Below are 18,096 nucleotides of genomic sequence, written 5' to 3' on the forward strand. Positions count from 1 at the left end.
CGGCGGGGCGTGCCCGGCCGGGCGCTCAGGGCTGCGGGGCGAAGACCATCCGGATCAGCGCGGTGAGGACCACGGCCGCCGCAGGCGCGTACCACCAGCGGCGCAGCCTGCCCGTGTTCACGCAGACCGCCGTGACCGCGGCGGCCAGGAGCTCCACCGCCAGACCGAGCCCGGCCATCAGGCGGACAGTCTGCGTCACCGACCGGTCCCAGGGCCCCTCGGACTCGGTGAGCAGCGCGTTGAGAAGGAAGAAACCCGCCACGGTGTGCAGCACCAGCAGGACGGCAGCCCCTGCGGCCGTCGCCACCCAATGGCGTCGGGTGGGCACCTGCACCTGCTGCTCAGTCATTCAGCGCCCGCCTCGCGTCCTCGATGTTCATGCCGAAGCCACGACCGTAGGCCTGGGCATCGTCCGTACGCCAGCCCGGGCCGCCGTTGTACCGGGCCGCCAGTTCCTGGTACTGCGCAGGGGTCATCCGGTCGGCGGGTACGTTCGCGAACGAGCTCTCCGCCTTGAGCTGGGCGAGGTACTCGGAAGCGATGTAGATGTTCGTCGACGGGTTCTGCGTGGCCTTCTGGATCTCGTCCCGCTGGTCCCGCGTGAGGTTCTCGGGATCGTATCCGAGCACCTCCGCGGAGCGACGCAGCTGGATGGCGATCGGCCCCATGGACGTCTGGTCCGCCTCACCCGGCAGTCCGACCTGCTCCGCCACCCACTGAAACTCGGGCCAGACCTCGTACTGGCTCCGCCGGTAGTTCACCGCCATGTTGTCGGCCCACTTGGGGTCGCCCTGCACCTCCTGCCAGGCGATGCCCGCGACCATGTCGGCGGGCAGGCCCGTATACGCGGCCGCATCGCGGATGTGCGCGCGGTTGGCGCGGATCCACTCGCGCCGGTCCTCGTCCGAATTCGACGGCAGCCACTTGTTCTGGTCCATGGCGGGGGGCAGTCCGTCCAGCCGGGACCGGATGTCCCGGAGCTTGGGGGACACCGTCTCTTTGCCGACGTTCGGGGCGATGCCGTCGACCCGGGGGCCGGCGCCGGAGAGCGCGGCGTTGGGGTCGTGTGCGGCCTCTCCCACCTCCTGCCTCATCGCGGGCATCCCGGCCAGGAGGACCGAAGGGTGCGGCAGGTCACCGCGGAAATCGGGCAAGTCACGCTGGGCCTTGTCGAGTCGGGCCACACACGTGGTACGCGCCTCGTGCTCGATGCGTTCGGCGTCGCCGAAGGCATCCTTCGCCCCGTTGTACTGCTGCTCCGCCTCTTCACGGATCTCGTCGACGTCGATCGTGATCTCCGCCAGCCAGTCGAGGACTCCGGTGCGCTTGCGGAGGTCCTCCCACTGCCTCATCGGCTCGGCCCGCTGCGCGGTTTCGGTCACCGGACTGGCCACCCGCGCCATGACCCTGGAGAGGGCATGCTCGCTCGACAGACCGCTCTCGTAGCGCCCTTTGGCCCGGCCTACCGCCTCGGCGTAGTCCACAAGCGCGGCGTGGACACTGCGGAAGGCGCCTGACAGGGCGGTGGCCAGCATCTCGGCCTCGCCCAGCCGCTTGACGTAGAGCTTTTCGGCTTCACTGACCCAGTGGGTGCGCGTCGCCTTCAGGAACGCCGAGTCGGCCGAGTCCAGCAGCAGGTGGAGCCTGCGGTACTCCTGGGCGGTGCGTTCGATCAGGGGAGGACTGCACAGTTCGAGGAACTCCACCTCGGCGCGGTAGGTCATGCCGGTCACCTGTCCTCGGACGGTATGAACCGGCCGGTCTCGAGAACCGCGCGGAACGCGCCTTCCGTGGCGAGGTCGGTCTGCGCGTAGTCGCCTCCCGCCACCTTCAGCTTGGTGGCCAGCGCGGCCAGGAGCGAAACGGTGTCCAGGTACTGGTCGTTGCCGAACCGCGCGAAGGAGTCCAGAGCGGTGGACACCTCCTGGTGCGATCGGGGCACCCGGGCCATGACCGTCATCTCGCCGTCGGGCCGCCCCGCGTACAGAAGCCCCGCCAGTTCCACGAGGAGATGCGAATTTCCGTTGATGGACGCGGCGTTCGCCACATATCCGTCGCTACTTGATGCCATGTCCGCCCCTAGATCATTTGCGTTGAATGATGTTATGGGACGCTGCGCGAACACCTGGGCAACGGAAGGACCCGGGCCGATCGTGTCGGCCCGGGTCCTCCTCTCTCTTCCCATGGGTCCCCGTCAGTCACCAGGGAAGTGGCAGGCCACCTCGCGGGAGGCGGCGGGGCGCAGGAGCGGGCGGTCGGTGCGGCAGATCTGCTGCGCCTTGGGGCAGCGCGGGTGGAAGGTGCAGCCCGGAGGTGGAGCGGCCGGGCTCGGCGGGTCGCCGAGCAGCACGATCCGCTCCCGCCGCCGCTCCGCCGCCGGGTCGGGCAGCGGGACGGCGGACAGCAGCGCCCGGGTGTACGGGTGCTGCGGGTTCTCGTAGAGGGACTTCTTGTCCCCGATCTCGACGATCCGGCCGAGGTACATGACGGCGACCCGGTCGCTGACCCGTTTGACCACCGACAGGTCGTGGGCGATGAACACGTAGGCGAGGCCCAGTTCGGCCCGCAGCCGCTCCATCAGGTTCACGATCTGGGCCTGTACGGAGACGTCCAGTGCGGAGACCGGTTCGTCGGCGACGATCAGCCGGGGGCTCGTGGAGAGCGCGCGGGCGATGCCGATGCGCTGGGCCTGGCCGCCGGAGAACTCGTGCGGGTAGCGGTCGATGTGCTCGGGGATCAGCCCGACGAGCTCCATCAGCTCGGCGGCCCGGCGGCGGGCGTCGCCCGCGCTCCACCCCTGTACCAGCAGCGGGTCCGAGATGATCCGGGCCACGGTCTGGCGGGGGTTGAGGGAGGAGTGCGGGTCCTGGAAGACCATCTGGATGTGCTTGCGCAGCGGGCGCATGGCGGACGGGGAGAGGCGGCTGATGTCCTTTCCCTCGAAGGCCACCCGGCCCGAGGTGGGCTCCAGCAGCCGCACCAGCATCCGGCCGGTGGTGGACTTCCCGCAGCCCGACTCCCCGACCAGGCCGAGGGTCCGGCCGGCGGCCAGGTCGAAGGACACCCCGTCGACCGCGCGCACGGGCGCCCCCCGGCGCCCGGTCACGGATCGCCGGCCGGGGAAGGTCATCGTGAGGTCCTGTACGGACAGCAGCGGTGCGGCCGGGTCGGCCCCTGCGGCGGCCCCGGCGGCGGCCTGGGCCGCGGCGTTCGCGGAAGGATCGGCTCCGACGGTCATCGGGACACCCCCGGGGCGGTCGAAGGGAACCCGGGCGCGGAGCCGCCCGGTGAGGTCGCGGCGGATCCCGCGAAATGGCACGCGGCCAGCCGCCCCCGCGCACCGTACGGGGCGGGTTCGGGCCGCTCGTCCGAGCAGCGCGCCCTCCGGCCGTCCGGGCCGGCGGCGGCCACGGGGCAGCGCGGGGCGAAGGCACAGCCGGGGGCCGGCGCGAGCAGGGACGGCGGGGAGCCGGGGATGAAGGGCAACGGCTGGTCGTCGGCGGTGTCGAGGCGGGGCAGCGAGTCGAGCAGGCCCCGGGTGTAGGGGTGGGCGGGGTCGGCGAACAGCTCGTCCACCGGGGCCTGTTCGGCGGCCCGGCCGCCGTACATGACGAGCACCTCGTGGGCGACGCGGGCGACGACGCCCAGGTCGTGGGTGATCATCACGACGCCGAGGCCGCGCTCCTGCTGGAGCCGGGCGATCAGTTCCAGGATCTGCGCCTGCACGGTGACGTCCAGGGCGGTGGTCGGCTCGTCCGCGATCAGCAGGTCGGGCTCGCAGGCCAGGGCCATGGCGATCATGGCGCGCTGGCGCATGCCGCCGGAGAACTGGTGCGGGTACTCCCCTGCGCGCCGGGCCGGTTCCGGGATCCCGACCTCGCCGAGCATGTCGACGGCGCGCTTGCGGGCGGCGGCCCGCCCGGCCTTGAAGTGCACCCGGAAGTGCTCGGCGATCTGCTCGCCGACGGTGTAGTAGGGGTGCAGGCTGGAGAGCGGGTCCTGGAAGATCATGGCCATGCGGCGGCCGCGGATCCGGGAGAGCTCCCGCTCGGACAGGGTGGTCAGTTCCTGTCCGGCGAGGGCGACGGAGCCGCCGACCTCGACCCGGCCCCGGTGCAGGCCCATGACGGCGAGCGAGGTGACGGACTTGCCGGAGCCGGATTCGCCGACGATGCCGAGGGTGCGGCCGGCCTCGACGGTGAAGCCGATCGAGTCGACGGCCCGTACGGTGCCGCGCTCGGTGGTGAAGGTGACGCGCAGATCGCGTACGTCGAGGAGCGGAGCGGCGGTGTCGGCTGCCATCAGTACCTCACTCTCGGGTCGATGACGGCGTACAGGAGGTCGACGAGGAGGTTGGCGACGACGATGAAGAAGGCGGCGAGCAGGGTGACGCCGAGGACCACGGGCTGGTCGGAGCTGACCAGGGCGCCGTAGAACAGCCGCCCGATGCCGGGGAGTCCGAAGATGGACTCGGTGATGACGGCTCCGGCAAGGAGTCCGCCGAGGTCCATGCCGAAGATGGTGAGGATCGGGGTCATGCCGGAGCGCAGCCCGTGTTTGACGACGACCGTGCGCTCGGGCATGCCCTTGGCGCGGGCGGTACGGATGTACGGCTCGGCCATCGCCTCGATCATCGAGCCGCGGCTCTGGCGCGCGTACATGGCGGCGTAGAGCAGGGCGAGCGCGATCCAGGGCAGGGCCAGGTTCGAGGCCCAGGCGAGCGGGTCGTCGGTGAAGGCCTGGTAGGTGGGGTAGGGCAGGAGGCCGGCGACGCGGATGACGCCGTAGATGAGCATCACGGAGGTGAAGTACACCGGCAGGGAGGCGGCGGCGACGGCGCCGACCATCAGGGCCTTGTCGGTGGCGGTGTCCTTGCGCAGGGCGGCGGTGACCCCGGCGCCGAGGCCGAGCAGCAGCCAGAGAGCGGCGGCGCCGACGGCGAGGGAGGCGGAGACCGGGAGCCGGTCCATGAGCAGGTCCCACACGGGCAGCGAGTTCTCGTAGCTGTAGCCCAGGCAGGGGAAGCCGCAGTCGACGGCGTACTGGCCGGTGCCCAGGGTGCGGCCGGTGAAGATGCCGGTGAGGAAGTCGGTGAACTGCCGCCACAGGGGCTGGTCGAGGCCGAGGTACGTGCGTACGTCGGCCAGGCGCTCGGCACTGCAGGTCTTGCCGCAGGCGGCCGCGGCCGGGTCGGCGGGCAGGACGTAGAAGATGAGGAAGGTGACGGCCGCGATGGCCAGGAGCACGCCGGCGAGCGCGAGCAGGCGGCGGACGAGGTAGAGGATCAACTGCGGCCGCCCCTCGGGTCGAGGATGTCACGCAGGGCGTCGCCGAGGAGGGTGAAGGCGAGCACGGCGAGGAAGAGGAAGACGCTGGGGATGACGAAGTACATGGGGTCGGTCTCGTAGTACGCCACGGACTCGGCGATCATCTGGCCCCAGGAGGGGGTGGGCGGGCGGACGCCGACGCCGAGGTAGCTGAGGGCGGCCTCGGTGCTGATCATTCCGGGGATCAGCAGGGTGGTGTAGGCGATGACCGGGCCCGAGACGCCCGGGAGGATCTCGCGGGTCAGGATCCGCCAGGGGCCGGAGCCGCCCACGCGGGCGGCGTCGACGTACTCGCGGTGTTTGAGGGACAGGGTCTGGCCGCGGACCACGCGGGCGACGCCGGGCCAGCCGAAGACTCCGATGACGGTGGTCATCAGGACGATCCGGTTGACGTCCTTGGCCACGGACAGCATCGCGATCATGAAGATCAGCGAGGGGAAGGACATGGTCAGGTCCATGAGCCGGGACAGGACCGTGTCGGTGCGGCCGCCGAAGTAGCCGGCGGCGATCCCGGCGGCGGTGCCGGCGACCACCACGATGGCGGTGGCGGCGAAGGCGATCAGGAGGGAGACCTGCGCGCCGTTGATCACGCGCGCGAACAGGTCCCGGCCGGTGACGGGTTCGACTCCGAGCCAGTGCTCGGGGCTGATCCCGCCGAGGGTGCCGAGCGGCTGGCCGCCGAGGTAGGGGTCGATGGCGGTCTTGTCGAACTCGTCCGGGGACCAGCCGCCGAGGGCACCCAGCCAGGGGGCGGTGACGGCCATCAGGACGAAGAGGACGACGACGCCGAGGCTGACGCGGACGGCGGGGCGGCGGCGCAGCTCCCGCCGGGCGAGCTGCCAGGGGCTGCTGCCGGGCGCCGCCGCGGGCCGGACCGCGCCGCCGGGGGCTGGGGCCGGTGTGCTGCCAGGGGCGCGGGCGGCGTTCGGGGCCGGGGGGCCGTCGGGGCCCAGGGGTGCCCGGTCCTCGGGGACCGGTGCGGTGGTGGTCATGGTGTCGAGGGCTCCGGATTCCTCAGCCCTGGCCCTTCGAGGGGTCCTTGAGGCCGACGGTTCCGTAGTCGATGGTGCCGGTCCACACGGGGTGGCCGAAGGCGCCCGCGATGTTGGTGCCGACGAGGAGCGGCTTGCGCTCCAGGAGGAGCGGGACGTTCGGGGACTTGGCCATCAGGGCCGCGTCGAGGTCGATCCAGGCCTGGTTGGCCTGCTTGGCGTCGGCCATGGCGTTGATCTCGTCGATCCGCTTCATGGTCGCCTCGTCGCGGAACTGGCTGTAGTTGCCCTGGTTGCCCTTGTCCTTGATGGTGCGTCCGTCGAAGACGAACGGGATCCAGGTGGAGCCGGAGGGGTAGTCGGGGCACCAGCCGGTGAGGGTCATGTCGGGGGTGGTGGAGAGGTCTCCGATGACGTCGTAGTAGGCGCCCGGGTCGACGGTGTCGACGACGACCTCGATGCCGGCGCGGGACAGGCCCTGCTGGATGGCCTCCGCCTTGCCCTTGTCGCCGGTGGAGACGGACAGGGACACCTTCAGGGACTCCTTGCCCGCGGCCTTGAGGAGTTCCCTGGCCTTGGCCGGGTCACCGGCCGGGGCGATCTTCAGTACGTCGGCCTGCTTGCCGCCGGAGAGGGCCGGGGGCAGGTAGGCGGTGGCGATCTCGTTGAGGGCGGGGCCGCCGCCCGCGGTGATGACGGCCTCCTTGTCGACGGCGTACTGCATGGCCTCGCGGACCTTCGGGTCGTCGAACGGGGCGCGGGAGTTGTTCAGGTGGAGCATCTCCGTACAGCCCTGGGACTCGGCGAGCAGCCGGGCCTTGACCTCCGGCTTGGGCAGCACCTTGGGGGCGCTCTCGGGGCGCATGTCGGCGTACTGGACGGTGGAGGCGTCGGCGCCCTCGCCCGCGATGATCCGGTCGTCGATCTGGCCCCCCTTGAGGCCCATGACGACGACGAACTTGTCGGGGTAGGCCTTGCGGACGGTGTCGGTCCCCGGGTCCCAGTGCTCGTTGCGGACCAGGACCAGCTTCTTGTCGCGGTCGTACGACTCGATCTTGTACGGGCCGGAGGAGAACGGGCGGGCGTCGTACTGGGTGCCCTTCTCCTGCGCCTGGGGCACGGGGGCGAAGGTCGGCAGGGTGGCGGTCGCGGAGAACTCGGCGACCGGGCGCTTCAGTGCGAAGACGATCGTGCGGTCGTCGGGGGTCTTGACGGAGTCCAGGTGCTGCCCTTGCAGCGGGCCCTTGTAGCCCTCGGTCCCGGCCAGGTACTGGGCGGCGTAGTCGGGGCCGCCGGTGAGGTCGGGGCTGAAGGAGCGCTCGACGTTGTACTTGATGTCCTGGGCCCTGACCGGGGTGCCGTCCTCGTACTTCACGCCCTCCTTGAGGGTGAAGGTCCAGGTGCGGCCGCCGTCGGACGGGGTGCCGAGGTCGGTGGCGAGGTCGGGGACGAGCTCGCTGCCGGCCTTGCCGGGCTCGGCCTTGAAGGTGACGAGCGTGCGGTAGAGCAGCCGGGTGCCGAAGTCCATCGTCGGCATCGTCCAGTTGCGGGCGGGGTCGAGGTGCGCGAAGTCCTGGTTGGACAGGACGGTGAGGGTGCCGCCCTTGACCGGGGTGCCGCCGAGGATCTTGCCGTCGTTGGCGGCGGCGGGGTTGGAGGCGCCTGAGCCGGCCGTGCCCTTCTTGGTGCCGGAGCAGCCCGAGGCGCCGAGTGCGAGAGCTGCCACCAGGGCGGTGGCGAGGGCGAGTTGGGTGCGCTTGGTCATGGTCACTCCAGTGAAGGGCCGCGCTCTAGGATGTGACCGGTAACATAGTAATGTGAAATTGCACTGACAAGGGGTAGGTGCCTCCGTTATCCAGCCGTGTCCAAACCGGCCGGACGGCGCGTCGGCACGGCGGCCGACCCGGCGGGCGGGAACATGCCCGATGTGATCACCACGACCAAGGCCGCGCGACGGAACCGGAGTTCGGCGCGGCGGGACACGGCGCCGCGGGAGCCGGGGCGGCGGGACTTCCTCACCGCGATGGGGGCCGCGGCGGCGACCTTCGCGCTCGGGGTCCCCGCACGGGCCACCGACGCCGCCCGGGACGCCGCCACGGCCGTCGAGTACGTCGACGTCCAACTCCTCGACATCACCGACCTGCACGGTTTCCTGCAGGGCGCACCCGGCAGCAACTCCGTCATCGTCGGTAACGGCGGCCGCAGCTACACCGTCGGCGGCGTCGCGTACATGGCCGCACACCTCGAACGGCTCCGCGACGGGCACCCCAACTCCCTCTTCTTCACCCCCGGAGACGCCTTCTCCGGCTGGGAGTTCGACGCCGCCGCCTTCGCCGACGAGCCGACGATCGAGGCCCTGAACCGCATGGGACTCGACTTCGCGACGGCCGGGAACCACGAGTTCGACAAATCGCCCGCCATGCTCCGGCGCCACATGGAGCAGGGCATCCCCTTCCCGGTCGAGGGCCGCGACACCTCCTTCACCGACTCCTCCGGCCTGCGCTTCCACGGCGCCGACTTCCGCTACTACAGCGCCAACCTCGTCCGGAGCCAGGACGGGGAGACGGTCCTGCCCGCCTACAACATCGAGCGGGTGCGCACCGCCGACGGCCGGGAGCTGCCCATCGGGTTCATCCACCTCACCGCCGTGGGCAGCGAGCGCTTCCCCGGCTCCTTCCAGCCGGGCCTCGCCACCCTCGACGACGTCGCCACCGCCGACCGCTACGCCGCGCTGCTCAAGAGCCAGGGCGTGAACGCGATCGTGCTCAGCCTGCACGACGGGGCGGTGGCGGGAGCCGACTTCAACAGCGGCGTCGACCCCTCGGGGCCGGCCCTCGACCTCGCGCTACGGGTCTCCCCCGACATCGACGTGATCGTCACCGGGCACTGGCACACCCGGTTCAACATGATGGTCCCCGACCCGAACGGGGTCCCCCGCCCGTTCGTCGAGGCCGGCTGCTACGGCCAGGTCGTCAACGAGATCAACCTGCGGCTCGACCCGCTCACCGGCCGGGTGATCCGGGAACTGACCGTCTCCACCAACCACCCCAACACCCGTGACATCGCACCGCATCCGGAGCTGGCGGAGGTCGTCGCCCACTGGGCGGGTCAGGCGGCCGAGCGCGACCGGACCCCGATCGGACGGCAGACCGGCTCGTTCCTGCGCGCCCGGAACACGGCCGGCGAGAGCACCATGGGCAACCTGGCCGCCGACTGGGCGCTGTGGGCGGGCAGCAGGCCCACCGATCCCGAGAACGACGCCAACATCCACCCCAACGTCCCGGCCGAGCTCGCCGTGGTCGCCGCGGCACCCCGGGTCGGCCAGGCGGTCATCGCCGGGGACCTCGTCCTCGATCCCGCCTCGGGCGGCGCCGTCACCTTCGGCAGTGCCTGGCGGGCCATCGGGTTCGGCGATCCGATCGTCAGCGCGTGGGTGAGCGGACAGCGGATCCACGACGCGCTGGAGGAGCAGTGGACGACGGCGGAGAGCGGCGAGCTGCGCTTCGCACCCTTGGCCGTCTCCCGGAACGTGCGCTACAGCTTCGACGCGCGGGGCCCGGTCGGGGACCGGGTGCACCCCGCCGAGGTGTTCGTCGACGGCGTCGCGCTGGACCTCGGCCGCCGTTACCGGCTCGCGGCACCCTCGTACACGCTGCTCGCGAGCGACGGCTATCCGGCCCTCTCCGAGTTCGCGGAGCCCTACCGCCACCAGCGGGACTTCGAGAGCTTCGTGGCGTACGTGCGGGAAACGGCGGTGCTGTCCCCACAGCCCCGGGGACGGGTCACGGCGGCGGCCGCGAGCGACGCGACGGGCGCGGTGGGCACCGTGGTGGACCCGCCGGTGCCGCTGCTGCCGGACGGCACCCCGGTGCCGCGCCCGGAGGCGGCGATCATCTCGGCGGACCGGCCGCGGCCGACCCGTGACGGCGGCCGCGCGCCCTGCTGATCGGCCCGCGACTCCCTCCGGCCCACCGGGCCCTCGGGCCTACTGGACGCCCGAGCCGAGGCCTCCCGGGACGCGGCCGACCGGTTCGTCGCGGCCCTGGGCCCAGAGGGAGCGCACGTGGCCGAGGTGGCGGAGCATGCACTCCTGCGCCGCCTCGGCGTCGCCGCTCAGCATCAGGTCGAGCAGCTCGATGTGCTCCTCCGCCGAGGAGACCAGCTTGCCTGCCTCGTCCAGGCCGGTCAGGCCGTAGAGCCGGGACCGCTTGCGCAGGTCTCCGACCGTCTCGACGAGGCGGTCGTTGCCCGCGAGGGCCAGCAGGGAGAGATGGAAGCGGCGGTCGGCCTCCAGGTAGCCGATGAGGTTGTGCTCGCGCGCGCTGGTGACGATCTCCTCGGCGATGGGGCGCAGCGCCTCCAGCTGCTCGGCCGTGGCGATCTCCGTGATCCGGCCGATGGTCGGTACCTCGATCATCGTGCGCAGTTCGGTGAACTGGTCCAGGTCGCGCTCGCTGACCTCGGTGATCCGGAATCCCTTGTTGCGGACCGGCTCGACCAGCCCCTCCCGGGCCAGGTCGAGCATGGCCTCGCGGACCGGTGTGGCCGAGACGCCGAGTTCGGCCGCGAGGCCCGGTGCGGAGTAGACGCTGCCGGGGCGCAGCTCGCCCGCTATCAGCGCGGCTCGCAGGGCGTGGCCGACCTGGTCGCGGAGGCGTTCCTGGGCCTTGATGAGACTGTGCTGCTTCAGGTCACCCATTGCATTTCCTCCGAGACCCCCGTACACCGCCGACGAGCAGGGCAACAGCGTACAATGTCACGTTGCGCTGCTCACACTCCGGCGGCCTCGTACAGCGCGACCGCCACAGCGAGATCCTCCCAGGCCATGCCCACACTCTTGAAGAGCTGTGGACAACTCCGCGGCCCGCCCGCCGGCATCCGGCCGCCCACGAGGTCGGCGAGGGTTCCGGTGATGTGACCGGGTCCGATGGCCCCCTCGGCCTCCGGGACCAGGAGGTCCCCCGCCTCGCGCAGGGCCGCCGCCCGGGACTCCACGTACACCGCCGCCCGTCGCACAAGGGCGGTGTCCGTCTCCCGGGCGGTCGGCTCGTGCGAGCCGACGGCGACGACGGTGGCACCCGGGCCGACGAGGCGCCCGTCGAACAGCGGTTCCCGGGCCGTGGTGCAGCAGATCACCAGATCGGCCTCGGCCACGTCCTGCGGGGTGCCGGTCCGGGCGGCCGGACCCAGGGTGCGGGCGTGCCCGGCGAGCCGTCCGGCTCCCTCCCGGTCGCGGGCGACCACCACGACCTCGGCCACCTCCCGCTCCGCCAGGGCCGCTTCCAGGTGCCCGTACGCCTGCGGCCCCGAGCCGAAGAGCACCACGCGCAGCGGCCGTCCGACCGGGGCCAGGTGGCGCAGCGCCAGGGCGGAGACCGCCGGGGTGCGCAGGGCGGTCAGTGCCGCGCCGTCGAGCAGGGCCAGCGGGCGCAGGGTGGGCCCGTCCAGCAGCAGGTAGGAGCCGGTGATCCGGGGCAGCCCGCGGGCCGGGTTCCCGGGCGCGACCCCGGCGATCTTGACTCCGGCGTACGAGCCGGACGCGGCCGGCATCAGCAGCAGTTCGCCCCCGCCGGGCACCCCGATCGCGGAACGCGGCGGGCAGCTCTCCGGGTCGAGGCCGCCGAGCAGGGCGGCGGCCACGGCGTCGGCGGCCGCGGCCGGACCGATCAGCGCGGCCAGCCGCCCGGCGTCGAGCTGCGGGATGCCCGTCACAGGAGGAATCCGCTGCCGAGCGCGTCGTGCGGGTCGGCCACGAAGGCGTGTTCGCCGGTGCGGTGGGCGGTGCCGGTGACCTCGGTGACCCCGCCGTCCAGCATCCGCCCGGTGAACACGGTGCCCGTGACCGACTCGTGCAGCAGATCCTCGCCGGGGCCGAGCCGCCCGTCCTCGGCGAGCAGCGCGAGCCGTGCCGAGGTGCCGGAGCCGCAGGGCGAGCGGTCGATCTGCCCGTCGGCGAAGACGGTGACGTTGCGCTGGTGCGGCCCGAAGGGGGTGTCGGGCAGCTCCTCGTACAGGATCACCCCGTAGACCCCGGACAGCAGCGGGCCGTCCGGGTGCCAGGTGGCGGGATGGGTGGCCAGCGCCGCCCGGATCTCCTGTCCGGCCCGCGCCAGGGCCGGCAGCGCCGCCCGGGAGACGTCCAGGCCGAGGTCGCGTGCGCGGACGGCGGCGTAACAGGCCCCGGCGTGCGCGATGTCCGCCTCGGCGAGCCCGAACGAGGTGGCGACGGGCACCTTGCGGGCGCCCACCCGGGCCGGGACGTTGCGGAAGGTGACCCCGGTGGTGCGGCCCCCGCCGCGGTGGACGGTGGCGGTCACCCGTCCGGACGGCACGTCGATGCGCACCGGCACGTCCCCGTCGTCCGGGGCGGCGACCCGGCCGGTGTCCACGGCCCAGACCCCGAGGGCCATCGTGCCGTGGCCGCAGGCGGTGGAGTAGCCGTCCTTGTGCCAGAACAGCACGCCGAAGTGGGCCCCGTCGTCGTCGGCCGGGACCACGAACCCCCCGTACATCCCGGCGTGCCCGCGCGGCTCCTGTACGAGCAGGCGCCGTACGTCGTCCAGCGCGCCCCGGCGCGGCGCGGTTCCGGAGCCGCCCGGGCCGATGACGGTGGCGCAGCGCTCGGCGACGGTGTCCCCGGGCACGGGCGGCATGCCCTCGCCGGCGGTGTCGGCGATCCGGAAGGGCTCGCCGGCGGTGTGGTAGTCCACCGTGCGGACGGTGATCACAGCAGGAACCCTCCGGGGAAGGGGTCGGTCGGGTCGAGGAAGTACTGGGCGGTCCCGGTGATCCAGGCCCGTCCGGTGACGGTGGGGACCACGGCGGGGAGGCCGCCGACGGTGGTCTCCCCGACCAGCCGGCCGGTGAACTCGGTTCCGATGAAGGACTCGTTGACGAAGTCCGTGCCGAGCTCCAGCAGGCCCCGGGCGTGCAGCTGGGCCATCCGCGCGCTGGTCCCCGTACCGCAGGGGGAGCGGTCGAACCAGCCGGGGTGGATGGCCATGGCGTGCCGGGAGCGGTGGGCGTCGGAGCCGGGGGCGGCGAGGTAGACGTGCTTGACCCCGGCGATGGAGGGGTTCTCGGGGTGGACGGGCCGGTCCGGGCCGGCGTTGATGGCGTCCATCACCGCGAGCCCGGCGGCGAGCAGGTCGTTCCCACGGGCGCGGTCGAAGGGCAGTCCCAGGGCGTCGAGTTCGACGAAGGCGTAGAAGTTGCCCCCGTAGGCCAGGTCGTAGGTGACCGTGCCGAAGCCGGGGACCTCGGTCTTGAGGTCCAGGCCGACGCCGAAGGCGGGGACGTTGGTGAGGGTGACGGCGGTGGCCGCCCCGTCCTCGACCCGGACGTCGACGCTCACCAGCCCGGCCGGGGTGTCGAGCCGGACGGTGGTGACCGGCTCGACGACCGGCACCATGCCGGTCTCGACGAGGACGGTGGCGACCCCGATGGTGCCGTGCCCGCACATGGGGAGCAGGCCCGACACCTCGATGTAGAGGACGCCGTAGTCGGCGTCGGGGCGGGTCGGGGGCTGCAGGATCGCGCCGCTCATCGCGGAGTGCCCGCGCGGCTCGTACATGAGCAGGGTCCGGACGTGGTCCATGTGCTCGATGAAGTGGAGGCGCTTCTCGGCCATGGTGGCGCCGGGGACCACCCCGACTCCCCCGGTGACGACCCGGGTCGGCATGCCTTCGGTGTGCGAGTCCACCGCGTGGTAGACGTGGCGCGTGCGCATGAGCGGTTCCCCCCGGTGACTAGTTGAGGCCCTCGGCGAGGGCCTTCTCGGTGGCGGCGCGGACGGCCGCCTCGGTCTCGCCGGTGAGCGGGAAGCGCGGCGGGCGGGTGGCTCCGCCGGGGCGCCCGGCGAGGTCCATGGAGAGCTTGATGGCCTGGACGAACTCGGTCTTGGAGTCCCAGCGCAGCAGGGAGTGGAGGGACTTGTAGAGCGGCAGGGCGGTCTCCAGGTCCCCGGCGACGGCGGCCCGGTAGAGCTCGGCGCAGGAGCGCGGCAGCGCGTTGGGGTAGCCGGCGATCCAGCCGACGGCGCCCGCGAGGGCGAGTTCGAGGAGGACGTCGTCGGCGCCGATGAGCAGGTCGAGGCCGGGGGCGAGCTCGGCGATCTCGTACGCGCGGCGCACGTCCCCGCTGAACTCCTTGACGGCGACGATGGAACCGTCGGCGTGCAGCCGCGCGAGCAGGGCCGGGGTCAGGTCCACCTTGGTGTCGATGGGGTTGTTGTAGGCGACGACGGGCAGCCCGGCGCGGGCGACCTCGGCGTAGTGCGCGCGTACGGTCTCCTCGTCCGCGCGGAAGGAGTTGGGGGGCAGTAGGAGTACGGAGCCGGCTCCGGCCTCGGCCGCCTGCTCGGCCCAGCGGCGGGCCTCGGCGCTGCCGTAGGCGGCGACGCCGGGCATGACGCGGTCGCCGTCGCCGGCCGCCTCGACGGCGGTACGGACGACGCGCGCCCGCTCCTCGTCGGTGAGGGTCTGGTACTCCCCGAGGGAGCCGTTGGGGACCACGCCGTCGCAGCCGCTGGCGATCAGCCAGGCCACGTGTTCGGCGTACGCGTCGTGGTCGACGGTGAGGTCCTCGCGCATCGGGAGCGCGGTGGCGACCATGATTCCGTGCCAGGGGCGGGTGCGGGGCGCGGGGGTGTGCGCGTGGGTCATGTGAGAGCTCCCTAGAGTGGTGTGTGACATTTTACTAGTGGGTGCGGCGCGGCCACAAGGGCCACGGCGCCCCGATCAGCGCTCGGCGGACGGACGTTCGGCGAGGTGGCGCAGCGGGACCGGGCACGACAGCGGTCGCCGGTCGGCCGCCGGCTCCTGCCCGGCCAGGGCCGCGACGGCGGGACCGCACATCCGGCCCTGGCACCAGCCCATACCGGCCCGGGTGAGGAGTTTGACGGTACGGGCGTCCCGCGCGCCGAGGTCGTCGGCCGCCTCGCGGATCCGCCCGGCGGGCACCTCCTCGCAGCGGCAGACGACGGCGTCGTCCCGGAGCCATCCGGTCCACCCCTCGCCGGGGCGGTGGGCGGCGGCCATCGCGTCGGCGAAGGCACGCAGCCGTGCGCGGCGGCGGGTGAGGCGGGCGAGGCGGCCGCCGGGCAGCGCACCCGCGACGGAGTGCGCGGCCAGTTCGCCCTCGATCATCGCCAGTTGGGCCCCGCCGATGCCACCGGTCTCGCCCGCCGACCAGATGCCGGGGACGGAGGTGCGCTGCTCGGCGTCGAGGACGAGGGCGACGGTGCCGTCGGGGGCCTGCCGGGTGGCGCAGCCCAGGCCGGTGGCCAGCTCCAGCTGGGGCACCAGCCCGTGGCCGACGGCGAGGGCGTCGCAGGGGATGCGGCGGGCGGTACCGGACAGCGGCCGCCAGTCCCGGTCGAGCCGCGCCACGGTGACGGCCTCGACCCGGCCGGTGCCGTGCGCCTCGGTGACGGCGTGCCGGGTGAGGAGCCGGACGTGGTGACGGGCCAGCGCCCCGCCGTAGCCGGCCGCCTCGACGAGCTTGCCGGGGTTGCGCAGCAGGGCGGGGACCCGGCCCGCGTACGCGGTGTAGGCGCCGGCCTCCACCACGGCGGGCACGGCGGCTCCGGCGGCGGCGAGCGACCCGGCCACGGCGAGCAGCAGCGGCCCGCTCCCGGCGACGACCACCCGCTTGCCCGGCAGGACCAGCCCGCCCTTGAGCATGGCCTGCGCCCCGCCGGCCCCGACCACCCCGGGCAGGGTCCAGCCGGGGAAGGGCAGTTGGCGCTCGTAGGCGCCGGTGGCGATGAGCACGGCCCGGGCCGTGACGGCGGCGGCCCGCTCCTCGGGGGCGTGTCCGGCGACGGCGTGCAGGGTCCACTCGGCGGTGGGCGCGCCGGCGCTCGGGACGACCGTCCACACGTGGTGGCCGGCGAGGTGGGTGATCCGGCCGGCCGACTCGTGGGCGCGCAGGGCGGCTTCGCGGGTCGCGAACGCGGCCCAGCCGTGGTGCAGGGCCTCGGGGCGGGCCGCGCCCAGGCCCGGCGCGGGATGGCGGTAGAACTGACCGCCGGGGCGGTCGCCCGCGTCGAGGAGGGCGACCCGGAGCCCCAGCCCGGCGGCGGTGACGGCGGCGGCCAGCCCGGCCGGTCCGGCCCCGACGACGGCCAGGTCGACGACGCCGACGGGGCCGGCGACGGCGGGCGCGGCCGGTTCGGCGGCGTCGGACGGCCGCGTGGACCGGGACGGCTCCGCGGAGCGGAAGGGCTGGGCGGGGTCAGACGGCGAGGTCGGCACGGCCGGTTCCCTCCTGGGTGGTGACGGCGTCCGCGGGCCGGGCGGGGACCAGGCAGGCGCGCTGGTTCGGCAGGCCGTTGACGGTGACGAGGCAGTCGTGGCAGCTGCCGATCCCGCAGAAGGCCCCGCGCGGGGTGCCCCCCTCGCGCGTGGTCCGCCAGGACATGATCCCGGCGCCCCAGAGCACGGCGGCGATGCTCTGGCCCTCCTGCGCGGGCAGTTCACGGCCGTCGAAGGTGATCCCGTAGGTGGCCGCCGGGGTGCCGCCTACCAGTGAGCGGGGGCTGCGCATCAGTGGTGCTCCTCGGGAACGTCGGTGCGGGTCGGGCCGGTGCCGAAGCGGTCCGGGCGGAACGGGTGCGCGGGCAGCGGCGGTTCGGCCCCCGTCAGGGCGGCGGCGATCAGCGCTCCGGTGGCGGGCGCCAGGCCGATGCCCGCACCCTCGTGGCCGCAGGCGTGCAGCAGCCCGGGGCGCCGGGGGTCCGGGCCGATCGCCGGAAGGTGGTCGGGCAGGTAGGGGCGGAAGCCGTGATAGGCGCGCATCACCCGGACGTCGGCCAGTACGGGGAAGAGCGCCGCGGCCTGCCCGGCGAGACGCCGCAGGGCTTCGGTCGAGAGGGTGCGGTCGAAGCCGACCCGCTCGCGGGTGGCGCCGATCAGGACCGGGCCGGACGGGGTGCCCTCGACCACCGCCGAGGACTGCAGGGCGGCGGAGCCGCTGGCGACGTCCGCGATGTAGTCGGCGGCGTAGACCTTGTGCCGGACCACCCTCGGCAGGGGTTCGGTCACCAGGACGAAGCCGCGGCGCGGAAGGACGGGCAGGGTGACCCCGGCCAGCGAGGCGATGCGGCCGCCCCAGGTACCGGCCGCGTTCACCACGGCCGGAGCCGGGAGTTCGCGGCGCGCCGTGCGCACCCCGCGTACGGCGCCCCGGTCCAGCAGGACCTCCGTCACCTCCTCCCCCAGGTACACCGGGGCACCCGACGCGGCCAGCAGCCGGGCCGCCGCCTGCGCGGGCTGGACCTGGGCGTCCTGCGGGTAGTGGAATCCGCCCGCCAGGCCCGGTGCCAGGTGCGGCTCCAGGTCGTGCAGGGCGTCCGCCGCCACCTCGACCGCCTCGACCCCGGCCGCCCGCTGGCCCTCCGCGAAGTGCCGCAGGGCCTTCACGGTGGTCTCGTCGGGGGCGACGACGAGCCCGCCCTTGGGCTCGTACTCGATCTCCCGGGGGAGGACCGCGGCGAGTTCGGTCCACAGCCGGGTGGACAGCAGGGCGAGGTCGAGTTCGGGTCCCGCCTCCTTGTCGGACACGAGCAGATTGCCTTCGCCGGCACCGGTGGTGCCGCCCGCGACGGGGCCCCGGTCGACCACGGCCACGGAGAGTCCGGCGCGGGCCGCGTAGTAGGCGCAGGCCGCCCCGACGACGCCGGCGCCGATGATCACGGCGTCCAGGGAGTGTCTCTTGAGCACGGCAGTAATATGTCACATTCTTTAAAGCCTGCCCAGACGCCCGGACCGGTCCCG

17 protein-coding genes are annotated in these 18,096 nt (G+C 73.3%); 1 reads left to right on the forward strand and 16 read right to left on the reverse strand.

The window, feature by feature from the left end; genetic code table 11:
- Nucleotides 1–25 precede the first annotated feature (25 nt).
- The 8 genes from Sspor_RS12410 to Sspor_RS12445 form a co-directional block, all read right to left on the reverse strand.
- On the reverse strand, nt 26–349 hold the full coding sequence (locus Sspor_RS12410) for a hypothetical protein (protein ID WP_202199184.1): 324 nt from the start codon (nt 347–349) through the stop codon (nt 26–28).
- A complete protein-coding gene (locus Sspor_RS12415) occupies nt 342–1,724 on the reverse strand; it encodes a lysozyme family protein (protein WP_202199185.1) in 1,383 nt (460 codons plus the stop codon). Before Sspor_RS12415 ends, Sspor_RS12410 begins: the two co-directional genes overlap by 8 nt.
- A 5-nt stretch (nt 1,725–1,729) precedes the next feature.
- On the reverse strand, nt 1,730–2,071 hold the full coding sequence (locus Sspor_RS12420; protein ID WP_202199186.1) for a hypothetical protein: 342 nt from the start codon (nt 2,069–2,071) through the stop codon (nt 1,730–1,732).
- 123 nt (nt 2,072–2,194) lie between these two features.
- Complete coding sequence (locus Sspor_RS12425) at nt 2,195–3,130, reverse strand: ABC transporter ATP-binding protein (RefSeq protein WP_202203624.1); 936 nt, start codon at nt 3,128–3,130, stop codon at nt 2,195–2,197.
- A gap of 104 nt (nt 3,131–3,234) precedes the next feature.
- Nucleotides 3,235–4,302, reverse strand: a complete 1,068-nt coding sequence (locus Sspor_RS12430) for an ABC transporter ATP-binding protein (protein ID WP_202199187.1) — start codon at nt 4,300–4,302, stop codon at nt 3,235–3,237.
- Nucleotides 4,302–5,288 (reverse strand): ABC transporter permease, encoded by a 987-nt coding sequence (locus Sspor_RS12435; protein ID WP_202199188.1) that lies wholly within the window; start codon nt 5,286–5,288, stop codon nt 4,302–4,304. Before Sspor_RS12435 ends, Sspor_RS12430 begins: the two co-directional genes overlap by 1 nt.
- A complete protein-coding gene (locus Sspor_RS12440; protein ID WP_237403827.1) occupies nt 5,285–6,319 on the reverse strand; it encodes an ABC transporter permease in 1,035 nt (344 codons plus the stop codon). The genes Sspor_RS12435 and Sspor_RS12440 overlap by 4 nt, the downstream gene beginning before the upstream one ends.
- A gap of 22 nt (nt 6,320–6,341) precedes the next feature.
- On the reverse strand, nt 6,342–8,084 hold the full coding sequence (locus Sspor_RS12445; protein WP_202199189.1) for an ABC transporter substrate-binding protein: 1,743 nt from the start codon (nt 8,082–8,084) through the stop codon (nt 6,342–6,344).
- A 258-nt stretch (nt 8,085–8,342) separates the two neighbouring features.
- Here Sspor_RS12445 and Sspor_RS12450 point away from each other — a divergent pair, with 258 nt between their 5' ends.
- Entirely contained in the window at nt 8,343–10,265 is a 1,923-nt protein-coding gene (locus tag Sspor_RS12450; RefSeq protein WP_237404297.1) for a bifunctional metallophosphatase/5'-nucleotidase, read from the forward strand.
- A gap of 39 nt (nt 10,266–10,304) precedes the next feature.
- Here the strand turns inward: Sspor_RS12450 and Sspor_RS12455 are convergent, their stop codons facing one another.
- From Sspor_RS12455 to Sspor_RS12490, 8 genes are all read right to left on the reverse strand, one after another.
- The gene (locus tag Sspor_RS12455) at nt 10,305–11,018 is read right to left on the reverse strand and encodes a GntR family transcriptional regulator (protein WP_202199190.1); all 714 of its coding nucleotides are present in this window, start codon (nt 11,016–11,018) and stop codon (nt 10,305–10,307) included.
- A gap of 71 nt (nt 11,019–11,089) precedes the next feature.
- Entirely contained in the window at nt 11,090–12,031 is a 942-nt protein-coding gene (locus Sspor_RS12460) for an ornithine cyclodeaminase family protein (RefSeq protein WP_372499758.1), read from the reverse strand.
- The gene (locus Sspor_RS12465) at nt 12,028–13,047 is read right to left on the reverse strand and encodes a proline racemase family protein (RefSeq protein WP_237403828.1); all 1,020 of its coding nucleotides are present in this window, start codon (nt 13,045–13,047) and stop codon (nt 12,028–12,030) included. Before Sspor_RS12465 ends, Sspor_RS12460 begins: the two co-directional genes overlap by 4 nt.
- Nucleotides 13,044–14,048: a proline racemase family protein gene (locus Sspor_RS12470; RefSeq protein WP_202199191.1), complete on the reverse strand. Its 1,005-nt coding sequence runs from the start codon at nt 14,046–14,048 to the stop codon at nt 13,044–13,046. The genes Sspor_RS12465 and Sspor_RS12470 overlap by 4 nt, the downstream gene beginning before the upstream one ends.
- A 19-nt stretch (nt 14,049–14,067) precedes the next feature.
- Complete coding sequence (locus Sspor_RS12475) at nt 14,068–14,982, reverse strand: dihydrodipicolinate synthase family protein (RefSeq protein WP_202199192.1); 915 nt, start codon at nt 14,980–14,982, stop codon at nt 14,068–14,070.
- 75 nt (nt 14,983–15,057) lie between these two features.
- Nucleotides 15,058–16,575, reverse strand: coding sequence for an FAD/NAD(P)-dependent oxidoreductase (locus tag Sspor_RS12480; protein ID WP_202199193.1), 1,518 nt, complete (start codon nt 16,573–16,575; stop codon nt 15,058–15,060).
- Entirely contained in the window at nt 16,556–16,867 is a 312-nt protein-coding gene (locus Sspor_RS12485) for a (2Fe-2S)-binding protein (protein ID WP_202199194.1), read from the reverse strand. The genes Sspor_RS12480 and Sspor_RS12485 overlap by 20 nt, the downstream gene beginning before the upstream one ends.
- Complete coding sequence (locus Sspor_RS12490; protein ID WP_202199195.1) at nt 16,867–18,042, reverse strand: NAD(P)/FAD-dependent oxidoreductase; 1,176 nt, start codon at nt 18,040–18,042, stop codon at nt 16,867–16,869. Before Sspor_RS12490 ends, Sspor_RS12485 begins: the two co-directional genes overlap by 1 nt.
- Nucleotides 18,043–18,096: the final 54 nt, after the last annotated feature.

It is taken from the genome of Streptomyces spororaveus (assembly GCF_016755875.1).
Taxonomy (GTDB): Bacteria; Actinomycetota; Actinomycetes; order Streptomycetales; family Streptomycetaceae; genus Streptomyces; species Streptomyces spororaveus.

Excerpts from the sequence above, each read along its gene's own strand:
- Sspor_RS12455 (WP_202199190.1), bottom strand. The coding sequence starts at position 11,018 with ATGGGTGACCTGAAGCAGCACAGTCTCATCAAGGCCCAGGAACGCCTC.
- Sspor_RS12440 (WP_237403827.1), bottom strand. The coding sequence starts at position 6,319 with ATGACCACCACCGCACCGGTCCCCGAGGACCGGGCACCCCTGGGCCCC.
- Sspor_RS12470 (WP_202199191.1), bottom strand. The coding sequence starts at position 14,048 with ATGCGCACGCGCCACGTCTACCACGCGGTGGACTCGCACACCGAAGGC.
- Sspor_RS12415 (WP_202199185.1), bottom strand. The coding sequence starts at position 1,724 with ATGACCTACCGCGCCGAGGTGGAGTTCCTCGAACTGTGCAGTCCTCCC.
- Sspor_RS12420 (WP_202199186.1), bottom strand. The coding sequence starts at position 2,071 with ATGGCATCAAGTAGCGACGGATATGTGGCGAACGCCGCGTCCATCAAC.
- Sspor_RS12450 (WP_237404297.1), top strand. The coding sequence starts at position 8,343 with ATGGGGGCCGCGGCGGCGACCTTCGCGCTCGGGGTCCCCGCACGGGCC.
- Sspor_RS12430 (WP_202199187.1), bottom strand. The coding sequence starts at position 4,302 with ATGGCAGCCGACACCGCCGCTCCGCTCCTCGACGTACGCGATCTGCGC.
- Sspor_RS12410 (WP_202199184.1), bottom strand. The coding sequence starts at position 349 with ATGACTGAGCAGCAGGTGCAGGTGCCCACCCGACGCCATTGGGTGGCG.
- Sspor_RS12425 (WP_202203624.1), bottom strand. The coding sequence starts at position 3,130 with ATGACCTTCCCCGGCCGGCGATCCGTGACCGGGCGCCGGGGGGCGCCC.
- Sspor_RS12445 (WP_202199189.1), bottom strand. The coding sequence starts at position 8,084 with ATGACCAAGCGCACCCAACTCGCCCTCGCCACCGCCCTGGTGGCAGCT.
- Sspor_RS12485 (WP_202199194.1), bottom strand. The coding sequence starts at position 16,867 with ATGCGCAGCCCCCGCTCACTGGTAGGCGGCACCCCGGCGGCCACCTAC.
- Sspor_RS12475 (WP_202199192.1), bottom strand. The coding sequence starts at position 14,982 with ATGACCCACGCGCACACCCCCGCGCCCCGCACCCGCCCCTGGCACGGA.